Here is an 11,547-nt window from a genome sequence, read left to right as displayed (position 1 = left end):
GGGGTAACCATTTCAGAGCGATTTATATCCCCAGGATATATCATCGGATACTTCAAAAGATATATGACCTGAGGACTTGTGTTGAAAGGAAAAATTCTAACGAGGTCGTTGGATACAATCGATCAAAAACACTAACAAGAGGTAATGAGTGGGCTAAGTTGTTTGTTTCAATAAGCAACATAACTGCACTACTTACGGCACTGGCAGCATTTAAGGTTGAAAGACTTGACTTGATTCGTGCTCCAAGTGCTTTTAGGAAGTTGAGGATTTGAGGGCATAAAAGGAAATTTTAGCCAAAAGAAGCAGTTGTAAGAGTTAATGGGCCATTTAAAGGATTAATGGGATGAATGGTTAAACCTCAAATAAAAACACAAAACAAAAAAGATTAGAAGGGCAATTACTTCGCCCTTTAAAGACAATAACCCACTCAACAAACATACCCCGGCCCCCGCCCATACTCCACTTCCGTTTTTAAGAGTCAGATACGGATGTATAGATATTGCCTTTGATACAAAGGCAAAGTCTGAGGGGATGATTTAATGAAACCAAGATTTCCGTACTGACCTCTTTTTCGTTTTTCTGTTTTTGTATGTTTGTTGAGTAAAGCAGAGTATATTTTACTACTATATAAATATATCTTAAATATAATATATCATAATGATGAGGAAGTGAAACGAAGCAAAGCCGCACAATAACGTTTATAGAAAACAAAAAAGGGACACTTTTTTATTTTCAATAGGCTGTCCTGATAGGAATTTATATTCCTATATCTTAGTACTTATAGATTTTTATTGATTTTCAGTACAGAATTCCAGGCGGATCATAGGACTAACACTAACTTGTATTGCGTTTGGAAATATAAACGCCACAAACATAAGCTGGATGGAAGGATTTTCCCAGAAATACTCATACGGCAAAATCTTTTCCGGATTCACAACCATACTTTCATTTGGACAACTGGCAAGTACCATAGTTAACCTGTTGTCCTGATCTTCTTTTGGATTTAGAATTTACCACTCACCCAAACATGACTGGCAGTCACCACTAGCTCTGTTCTCCAGAATCTCAATGTTCTTCAGCACCTGTTTTTCAGAAAAATCCCTCTTCTCAACAAGAAAATCAAACAATGCATCAGACTTTGGTTTATTCCACCTGAGACTATAATCTGTAGTAACAGGTGGATTCTGGAAGAATTCCATGATCTCTTCTACAGGAACACAGGAACGAATATCCTTATTCTCTTCCCTTATCACTGTGCTGATATCCTTGTGTTTTCGAATAAGTTTAAGTGCGGTCTTTGCACCCACGCGATGGATACCTTCATTGAAATCTGTGCCAGTACAAATGGCGATATCAATAAGTTGCTCACGAGTTATATGCAGCTCTTCAAGAGAGCCCTTCAGGGAGATATGTTCCGGTGTTTTTTCAATATAAGCCTTTTTTCCAGGGATTTTTCTCTTTCCGGTGCTTCCCAGATTGCGGACTACATCCTCTGCTCCGAAAAGAAAAACGTCATAGTCCTGTGAACCTACAAGATCTGCATCCCCCATGGAGGTCATAAAAGCAGCCTGGGCCTCAGCTTCAGATTCTGCCTGCACGCATGGAATACCCATGATATCTAGCAGTTTTTTGGATTCTTCCAGTATCTGCGAGGTTATCCTGGAGGTTGCCTGGGCAAACTTCTTCATATCCTCAAGATTGCCTTCGTCCTTTGCAAGCTCATAATTGCGAGATGCTGCCTCTTTGCATTCCTTGCGCTTTTCCAGTGTTGCCTTTTTCATCTCCGGCGGCTTGCCGTCAAAGATAAAGACAGGTTTTATGTTTGCATCCCGCATTTTACTGGTCCTTGAGAAAAGTCCGGTCAGATGGGACACCGAGTTTCCAGAGGAGTCTGTTAGTAGTGAGCCATCACGCTGGCGAATGGCACTTAAGAACTGGTATATTGTGTTGTATGCGTCGATGGCGATCACTTTACCACATAGTTTTTCGTATGTTATCGGGGTTTTTGTAAGTAAGGTTCCTATTTGCGTGCCCATAATGATTTTCCGTTTTTAATTCATTCTATCGTTTCTTTTGTTTCAATGACATTCTGGTTTATAGGGGTATTCCAAAAAGTATGATAAATAATTTAATTTTCAAGACTAATGTCTTATGTACTATGTAATTCAAATAATTAGTATTCGTTAAAAGGGGAGTTAAATATGGCAGATAAAAATAGCAAAGTGTCGGAGAATATTCCAGGCCCTTATTATGTCGATCCCTACTTTGACAGTCAAAAGTAATAAAAGTGTTCTTAGCCTTACTGTATTCGACAAAAAATGCAAGCAAAACTAAGAACATATGAGATTATTCCTAACGAGAATATATGCTTTCCCATCGGAACTATCCTGGCTGTAGACAAATTTTATGATGTCCTTGACTTTTCCACAGTTTTTGGTAAACATAAAAAGAATGGTATTGATATCAACAACTTGCTCAAAGCTCTTATAAGCTACAAGCTTACAGATAATTTCAGCATAAGTAAAGCTCATGACTGGATCAACCGTGATGAAGTGCTTGATATCTTCAATCTTGATGAATTCAGTGAAAGGACACTTTACAGGGTTCTTGAAACCCTGGGAAATAATCGTGAAACGATTATTTCCGACATCCAGGACACACTGTTTACAAGATATGATTTTGAGCATACCAATATCAACATGGACTGGACAAGTATTGTCCTGTATGGTGATAAATCACCATTAGGCAAATACGGATATAGCAGAGATCACAGACCTGACAAAAAGCAGATAACTGTGGGTATTACTGAACTTGCTGATCCTATCAATGTACCAATTGGTATCACAGTAGAACAAGGAAATCTACATGATCAAAAGCACTTCAGGAAAACGTATCAACAGGTTAACAATAGACTGAAGCAGGGATGACTTGTTGTTTTTGATAAAGGAGCTCACAGTATAGAGAACACTGCCCTAATAAGGGCAGATGATATGCAGTATCTGACTGCAAGAAAGCTCAATAAAAGCGATGACAAAATAATAGCTAATTTCTGGGATAATTCTCTTGAGATCATTGACCATGATGATGGTATCTATGGTCTGAAAATAGTTAAACCAAGTAGTGTCAACTACTTCTACTTTTCTGAAAAGCTCCAGAAGGAGCAACTTGAGTCAAGAGCAAGGAAGATAATGAGGCAGATAGAGGAAGCAAAAGAGATACAGAAATCGATTGACAAGAACAAAAAACTTCCAAAAAGGTTCAGGATCAATAATGCCCTTGTTGATGTTGTTTATTCCCTGCAGACAAAACTGACGGATCTTGACGAACAAGAAGCTATCAAACTACTGGAAGAGAAGTTGATTACAGGTAGAGAAGGATTTTTTTGCCTGAAATCGAGTAAGAATTTGACACTAAAACAAGCTCTTCAAACATACAGGAAGAAAGACTCGATTGAGAAGATCATCAATTCCCTGAAGAATGAGATTGAGATCAAACCATTGAGAGTATGGACGGATGCTAGCGTTTATGGTGCGGTGATCATTGGGTTCATTGCACAACTTTTCATATCGCTAATGCGATATGAGTTCAATGAACTCAAACATAAGTCGACAAAATTCATCAAAAAAAGCTTATTGAATTTGACAGTTACCGTGGATTTCATGAAAGGTCAGGCAAAAAAGTACATTTACGCCAACTTTGATGCCATAAATACGCTGTTTTTAAGGCAAAAATGGGTGAAATCGTAGAAATTTGTATTAAATTATTAAAACTGTCAAATAGCTTTTCCTGACAAAAAAACAAAAATTTTGGCTTGAAAGAGATGACTTTCTCTTCGTCAGGGAGTGAAAACTGTCAAACTTGGGGTCGATGAAAATTGCATAGCATGCCAATTATGCATGGACGAGGCTCCAAAACACTTCAAAATGACCACCACCAATTCAAATGCCTTTGTTTTCAAACAGCCAGAAACTGATGATGAAAAACAGATTTGTGAAAGAGCACTGAGTATTTGTCCGGTTGATGCCATCGGAAATGATGGCTAAAACATATTGAATTACACTATCAAATACAATTAAAAATGGAGTGGGTCCATGAAAGGAAACAGCAAGTATATTCGATGGTTTGAGGAAATTACTATAGATGACGTGCCTTTAGTGGGGGGCAAGAACGCGTCCCTGGGAGAGATGTATAGAGAACTTACAAATAATGATATTAAGATCCCTAACGGTTTTGCCATAACTGCTGATGCCTACTGGCATGTGTTAAAGTCCGCAGGAGTGTTTGAGGAGCTCAAAATGACACTTGACGGACTGGACATCAATAATGTAACAGATCTTTCAAAGAGGGGTAAGAAAGCAAGGAATATCATACTTGATGCAGGCATCCCGGATGACCTCTGGGAAGAAACAAAAGCAGCTTATGATAAACTTAGTGAACAGTATGGTGAAGATGTTGATGTTGCAGTGCGCAGTTCTGCTACTGCAGAAGACCTTCCTAACGCATCTTTTGCAGGGCAGCAGGAGACTTACCTGAACATACATGGCTACCATTCATTAAAAGATGCCTGTAACCGGTGTTTCGCCTCACTTTTTACAGACAGGGCAATCTCATACAGGGAGAACAACGGGTTCGAGCATTTTAAGGTTGGCCTGTCTATTGGTGTAATGAAGATGGTGCGCTCGGATCTCGCATCAAGCGGTGTGATATTCACTATCGATACTGAATCTGGTTTTGAGAATGTGGTTTTCATAACCGGAGCCTATGGCCTTGGAGAGAATGTGGTGCAGGGACTTGTCAATCCTGATGAATTCTACGTTTTCAAACCCACTCTCAAGGAAGGCTTCAGGCCCATAATCAAAAAGAAGAGAGGCAGCAAAGAGATCAAGATGATCTACGGCCGGGGTGATTCCCGTGTGCTCACCCGCAATGTTGAGGTGCCGGAGGCTGACAGGAAGCGCTATTGTCTTGAGGATGATGAGGTGCTGCAACTGGCAAAGTTCGCGGTGACCATTGAGGATCACTATTCTAATAAAAGAGGGAAATATGTGCCTATGGACGTGGAGTGGGCAAAAGACGGTGAAACCGGGGAGCTGTTCATAGTCCAGGCAAGACCGGAAACTGTGCAGTCACTGAAGAGGAAGGATGTGCTTGAGACATATTACCTTGATAAGACCTCGGATGTCATTGTAATCGGAAGAAGTGTTGGTGCAAAGATTGCTGCCGGTAAAGTACATGTTATCTCGGATGTCTCTAAACTTCCTGATTTCAAAGCAGGAGAGATACTGGTGGCTGATACCACCACCCCGGACTGGGAACCTGTTATGAAGCAGGCGGCTGCCATCATAACCAATAAAGGAGGAAGGACATGCCACGCCGCTATTGTCAGCCGCGAGCTTGGCATCCCGGCAGTTGTGGGCACAGGAGATGCAACGGAAAAACTGAAAGATGGCATGGAAGTCACGGTGAATTGTGCAGAAGGGGATGCAGGCAAGGTGTATGCAGGCATACTTCCGTTCCATATAGAAACTGTTGACCTCAAGGGCCTGAAAAAGACAAAAACGGAGATAATGATGAACCTGGGCAATCCCGAGGAAGCCTTTACGATGTCCATGATACCAAACGATGGTATAGGACTTGCAAGACTGGAGTTCATCATTACAAGCTATATCAAGGTGCATCCCATGGCGCTTGTGCATCCTGAAAAAGTAACGGATGCTGAAGTACTAAAACAGATAGAGGAGCTCACAGGCAGGCACGGTAACAAGGCAGACTTTTTTGTAGAGAAGCTCGCACAAGGAGTGGCTACTATCACCGCTTCGTTCCACCCCAAACCCGTGGTAGTGCGTATGAGCGATTTCAAGTCCAATGAATATGAGACTCTTCTTGGCGGTGAGTACTTTGAATTAGAGGAGAGCAACCCCATGATCGGCTTCAGGGGAGCTTCCCGCTACTACGATGAACGCTACCGTGAAGGCTTCGCTCTTGAATGCAAGGCCATGAAAAAAGTGAGAGATGAGATGGGCCTGACAAATCTCATACTTATGATCCCGTTCTGCCGCCGCGTAGAAGAAGCCAAAAAGGTCCTGGAAGAAATGAAGAAGAACGGCCTCGTCAGGGGAGAGAACGGCCTCCAGGTCTACATGATGACCGAGATCCCAAGCAATGTCCTGCTGATTGATGAGTTCAGCCAGTACTTCGATGGCTTCTCCATCGGCTCCAACGACCTCACACAACTGACCCTTGGCGTAGACCGTGATTCCGAGATCCTGGCCTCCTCCTTCGACGAACGTGACGAAGCCGTAAAGAAGATAGTCTCAATGGCCATCCAAGGCGCCAAACGAAATAATAAACACAGCGGACTCTGCGGCCAGGCTCCAAGCGACTACCCGGAGTTCGCAGAGTTCCTGGTGAAGGAAGGCATTGATTCTATTTCGCTGAATCCGGATTCTGTGATGAAGATCGCATTGAAGGTGCTGGAGGTTGAGAAGGGGATGGGGAGGTGAAATAGATTTGCTGCAGGAAGCAGCAGTTCAACTTCATCTCTTAGCTTTTTAATTTGATTAATAGGTAAGCTCAAAAAGCTCAAAAATCGGAACTTTCAATTTTAGTTTTAAATTTAGGATAGCAATTTGCAACAAGAAAGGTTTTTGAATACGAAATATTTACCGTGTTTTCTTTTACAAATATTCAGATTAAAGACTACTAATACAATATCTTTCATTATATTAATATTAAATACAGAAAGTTTAGATTAAATCAAAGCTTATTTTTTGATAATGTCATTTGATATTTTAAATAAATTAAATACATATTTAGGACATCTTTTTTTTGTAACTTTTGTTCTTGTTGTAGTCACAATTCTTATGCAAAATATACTAAAAATACTAAAGTAACCTAAAACAGATACGAAAATTGTCGAACAAGAAAGGGCGATTACTCATGTTTAAATAATTGTAACTTAATAACCGAAGGAAATAGTATAAAATGGCACAACAAATTGCCAAATAAAATGGTTGGATGGTAAAAAATGAAATCGAAAATATTAGTAGCAATGCTCTTGATAAGTATGGTCGCACTTTCGGGTTGTACAGACATAAGTGACTCATATAAACCTGGAAGCTTCGGAACAACCGAAGAAGAAAAACAGATCGTAGACGCAGTAACAGAAAAATATGGTGACATGACAGCCAAAGGCGAGCCAAGACTTCTTGAAGTAATGATGACATCATCAACACAAAACGTCATACCAGTCGATAAAGTACTAAAATATTCAAAGGATTCAGAAGAATTATACGCATGGTTCATCTACGACAACTTTGAAAACGACAAGATAAACGTAGAATGGATCTACCTTGACAATGATTACTCGATCCACACTTTTGAATCCGAAACCGGCGAAGACTTCGGACGCGGAACGTTCATACTCGAAAAGCCAGATGACGGATGGCCACTTGGAAATTACAAAGTGGTAATAAGTGGAGCAGGAGTAGAAGAATCAGTAGGATTTGAAATAATAGATGGAAAAACTGTTTCAATACCACTGGAACTGCTAGCCGGTACAACAATAGACAGCCAGAAAACAGAATTTGAAAACGCAGAAACAACAGGAGAACTACCAATTCCACAAAGCGGATTCAAATCAGAAAGTACATCATCAAGCTTTATAGGGGAATGGACCTCGAATTGGGGCGACATGACATTCAAACAATCAGGAAATAAGATAATCGGTGAATACACACACGATAAGGGAAAACTTGAAGGTGTTGTAAATGGCGATGTATTCATAGGAACCTGGTCTGAAAGCCCTTCATACGCAGCACCAAACGATGCAGGTGACGTAGAACTTAAACTAAGCAAAGATGGTAATTCATTTGAAGGAAACTGGAGATATGGCTCTGATAATTCAGCATGGAGCGGCGGCTGGACAGGAACCAGAGTAGGACAGTCAGCAAGCAAAGAAATAATTGATACAGTACCAACTCCACAAAGTGGATTTGTGTCTGAAAGCACATCATCAAGCTTCATAGGAGAATGGAGTTCTAACTGGGGGGACATGACATTCACACAATCTGGAAATAAGATCGTTGGTGAGTACACACACGACAAGGGAAGACTTGCAGGTGTCATGAACGGCGACGTATTCATAGGAACCTGGTCCGAAAGCCCCTCATATGCAGCACCGAACGATGCAGGTGACGTAGAACTTAAACTAAGCAAAGACGGTAACTCATTCGAAGGAAACTGGAGATACGGCTCAGATAGTTCAGCATGGAGCGGTGGCTGGACAGGAACCAGAGTAGCACAATAATAAGGCACAAGCTCATCAGACATAGTACCTGGCTGGTATCTTACAACGGTTGAAGACTACGGTGACAAGGTAATAAGCACAAATGACTACTACATATACGATATCGATTGCTAGAGAGCTAATGTCTGGACCAGTGACACAGGAGATGAAGGCGAGACAGTACAGGTAAGAACGATCAGTGAAGAACCAAAAGACTTCCATGCTGCTGAAGAAGAGATTGCAATCAAAGTAAGAAAAGAAGGCGTATTGATAGCAACTGATGGTATTGGAATGGTTTCTACAAGCTATATTAGCATAAAAGATGCGATATTGAACCTGGTTCGGCCTCATCAAGCGCTTACAAACTGGAAGATGAAACATATGGGACTGAATTCACGATGGGCTGGAAAGACGAAACTGGCGACGTCAAAGAAGGTATATTCAAAGAAAATGTACCGGGAGCGGGAGCACTTGGTGGCTCATTCGGAATAATTTACACATACTACAATGGCGATATATACGGAATCAAATACATTTAAGAATGGAGAGAGTGAATCTCTTCCATTTATCTTTTTTTCTTTTGGATCTCCACGATTGAGTGAGCAAATAGATATCTGACTCTTTTCTGCATTTTATGGAAGCACTTTATATTGTTAGTTTCTTTCATTTGCATTATCCACGTATAATTTGCTTTTCTAATGATATCAATTGTAAGTGGGAGTATTAAATCAAAAATAAATTAAAAAATCTGGACTTGAAAAATCAATACCAAAATCAATACCATATACATAATAGCAAAATAATAGCAAAAAGTATTAGTTTTAACATTCAACAATAAAAATAGTGGACTTACAATAAAAAAGTAAAAAAATGCCGTATAAATACGACATTACTCCTTCTTCTTTACCTGTGTAAAATAATACCCGACTCCTCCGACAATTGCCAGAAGCAAAAGAATCCACAGCCAGGACATAGACATACCTCCCTGCGTACCTGTCTGCTGTGTTTCTGCCACAGGCTCCCCGGCATCATCTCCAAAGAGAGCATACGTACTGAAATGAGATACCTGGATGGTAATGGTCCTTGTACTGGCATCTGCTGTTCCCTGAATGATCTCCCATTCACCGGTATCATTATTGTACCAGCCGACCTTTGCGCTTTCTCCGTATTGATTCCATTCTTCCTCACTTAGTGTGAATGTCAGGCTAATAGCCGGAGAGAATGTTGTACCGTCTGGTGTACATTCATAGGCATACAAGGCCATTGCATCATCCATCTCAGGATCATCCGTTGATGCCGGAACATCCGATACAGGAATATCCACCATCCTTATACTGCTAACAGAACCACCAGATGCATCAGTAACCTTTGTACCGGCACTGACACTTAGATATGCAGTTTCTTCATTTGACCAGACAGTTACATCACTCAGGGTTTCGCCGTTTGCGTCTGCTTCAAAACTCACGGATTCGATATGTTTTGTGCTTTTTTCTTCTGTATTGTCTTCACCTGCACTCTCAGCAGGTTCATTTGATTCATCTGCTTCACGGATGACCAGACTTCCACTTCCTCCTGAACCTGATGATCCAGAACTTGGTGTTGTTGTCACTGTGATGGTCATGTTACTACTGAGATTGCTTCCGGCAAGGTTGCTTGCATTCAGGTTTACATTATAGGTTCCTGTTGCACTGTAGGTATGAGTAGCAGGATTCTGCAGAGTGGAATTAGTTCCATCTCCAAAGTCCCAGAACCATGCTGTTGGAATGTTGCTGGAATTATCTGTGAATTGTACGCTAAGTGGTGCATACCCTGTTACTGTGTCTGCACTGAAATCGGCAACTGGAATTATGACATCGTTTATGGTGATTGTCATTACCTGAGAATCGACTGATCCATAACCGTCACTTACGTTGAATTCAATATAGTAGGTTCCTGCATCAGCAAGATCAGTGACCCATGAACCTTCACCAGTGCTGGTGTTGAAAGTATCGAACAGGGCACTATTGTTGCAGCCAAATATCGGTGTATCGCCGTCTGCATCCGTGGAGTTGATGTCAAAGGTGACATTTTCGCCTTCATAAACTGTTATGTCAGTTACATTGAGAATGCTGACAGCGTTGTTAGAAACCTGAACATTGTCACTGGCTCCTGCTGAAAGCGTGGAATCTGTGGCGTTGTAGGCATAGACTGTGATGTTAGACCATGCATGAGCAGAAAGTCCGGTATGATTGAAACTGTCTGTTGTACCGTTCAGCCAGGTTCCGCCATAGCTCACGTTATAGGAATCGCTCACATCTCCTGTACCTGCACTCCAGCTATGGTTCACCCAGAAATTACCTGTCGTGTTTGTGAAACTTTCTGGTGTTCCGGGTCTTGTAACTGTAATGGTCATGTTACTGCTGAGGTTGCTTCCGGCAAGGTTGCTGGCGTTGAGACTTACATTATAGATACCTGCATCACTGTAGATATGAGTAGCAGGATTCTGCAGAGTGGAATTAGTTCCATCTCCAAAGTCCCAGAACCAGGATGTCGGAATGTTGCTGGAATTGTCTGTGAATTGTACACTCAGAGGATAAGGACCCATTGTGATGTCTGCATTGATATCGGCAACCGGAATTATGACATCGTTTATGGTGATCGTCATTACCTGTGAATCGACTGATCCATAACCGTCACTTACGTTGAATTCAACGTAGTAGGTTCCTGCATCACTGAGATCAGTGACCCATGAACCTTCACCAGTGCTGGTGTTGAAGCTATCGAACAGGGCACTATTGTTACAGCCAAATACCGGTGTATCGCCGTCTGCATCCGTGGAGTTGATGTTAAAGGTGACATTTTCTCCTTCATAGACTGTGATGTCAGTCACATTGAGAATGCTGACAGCGTTGTTAGAAACCTGAACATTGTCACTGGCTCCTGCTGAAATTGTGGAATCCGTGACATTGTATGCATAGACTGTGATGTTGGACCAGGCATGAGCAGAAAGTCCGGTATGATTGAAACTGTTTGTCGTATCGTTCAGCCAGTTTCCGTCATAACTTACGTTATAGGAATCGCTAACATCTCCTGTACCTGCACTCCAGCTATGGTTTACCCAGAAATTACCTGTCGTGTTTGTGAAACTTTCTGGTGTTCCGGGTCTTGTAACTATGATAGTTACATTGCTGCTTAGGTCGCTTCCAGCAAGGTTGCTGGCGTTGAGACTTACATTATAGATACCTGCAACATTGTATGTATGAGTAGCAGGATTCTGCAGA

At 41.4% G+C, this 11,547-nt stretch carries 6 protein-coding genes and 2 pseudogenes; 6 read left to right on the top strand and 2 right to left on the bottom strand.

Going from position 1 to position 11,547, the window contains the following annotated elements; all coding sequences use genetic code 11:
- Positions 1–272: pseudogene (locus BB781_RS14555) on the top strand (transposase); the annotation flags it as partial.
- Between the two features lie 738 nt (positions 273–1,010).
- On the opposite strand, the gene fen reads toward BB781_RS14555, so the two are convergent.
- Complete coding sequence (fen, locus tag BB781_RS14545) at positions 1,011–2,036, bottom strand: flap endonuclease-1 (RefSeq protein WP_094229191.1); 1,026 nt, start codon at positions 2,034–2,036, stop codon at positions 1,011–1,013.
- 282 nt (positions 2,037–2,318) lie between these two features.
- Here fen and BB781_RS14540 point away from each other — a divergent pair.
- The 5 genes and pseudogenes from BB781_RS14540 (at position 2,319) to BB781_RS15890 (ending at position 8,826) form a co-directional block, all read left to right on the top strand.
- A pseudogene (locus BB781_RS14540) lies at positions 2,319–3,746 on the top strand (IS1634 family transposase).
- A gap of 96 nt (positions 3,747–3,842) precedes the next feature.
- Entirely contained in the window at positions 3,843–4,043 is a 201-nt protein-coding gene (locus tag BB781_RS14535) for a ferredoxin (RefSeq protein WP_277985514.1), read from the top strand.
- A gap of 48 nt (positions 4,044–4,091) precedes the next feature.
- A complete protein-coding gene (ppsA, locus tag BB781_RS14530) occupies positions 4,092–6,503 on the top strand; it encodes a phosphoenolpyruvate synthase (RefSeq protein ID WP_094229189.1) in 2,412 nt (803 codons plus the stop codon).
- Positions 6,504–7,027: 524 nt separating this feature from the next.
- Positions 7,028–8,308 (top strand): hypothetical protein, encoded by a 1,281-nt coding sequence (locus BB781_RS14525; RefSeq protein WP_094229188.1) that lies wholly within the window; start codon positions 7,028–7,030, stop codon positions 8,306–8,308.
- Positions 8,309–8,685: 377 nt separating this feature from the next.
- Positions 8,686–8,826, top strand: a complete 141-nt coding sequence (locus tag BB781_RS15890) for a hypothetical protein (protein WP_164997922.1) — start codon at positions 8,686–8,688, stop codon at positions 8,824–8,826.
- A gap of 350 nt (positions 8,827–9,176) precedes the next feature.
- On the opposite strand, the gene BB781_RS14520 is transcribed toward BB781_RS15890, so the two are convergent.
- Positions 9,177–11,547: PKD domain-containing protein (locus BB781_RS14520; protein WP_094229187.1), on the bottom strand; the 2,371-nt coding region annotated here is incomplete at its 5' end.

It is taken from the genome of Methanolobus psychrotolerans, assembly GCF_002243045.1.
GTDB classification, from domain to species: domain Archaea; phylum Halobacteriota; class Methanosarcinia; order Methanosarcinales; family Methanosarcinaceae; genus Methanolobus; species Methanolobus psychrotolerans.
This window is presented reverse-complemented; position numbering and strand designations above follow the sequence as displayed.

Excerpts from the sequence above, each read along its gene's own strand:
- fen (WP_094229191.1), bottom strand. The coding sequence starts at position 2,036 with ATGGGCACGCAAATAGGAACCTTACTTACAAAAACCCCGATAACATAC.
- BB781_RS15890 (WP_164997922.1), top strand. The coding sequence starts at position 8,686 with ATGGGCTGGAAAGACGAAACTGGCGACGTCAAAGAAGGTATATTCAAA.
- ppsA (WP_094229189.1), top strand. The coding sequence starts at position 4,092 with ATGAAAGGAAACAGCAAGTATATTCGATGGTTTGAGGAAATTACTATA.
- BB781_RS14525 (WP_094229188.1), top strand. The coding sequence starts at position 7,028 with ATGAAATCGAAAATATTAGTAGCAATGCTCTTGATAAGTATGGTCGCA.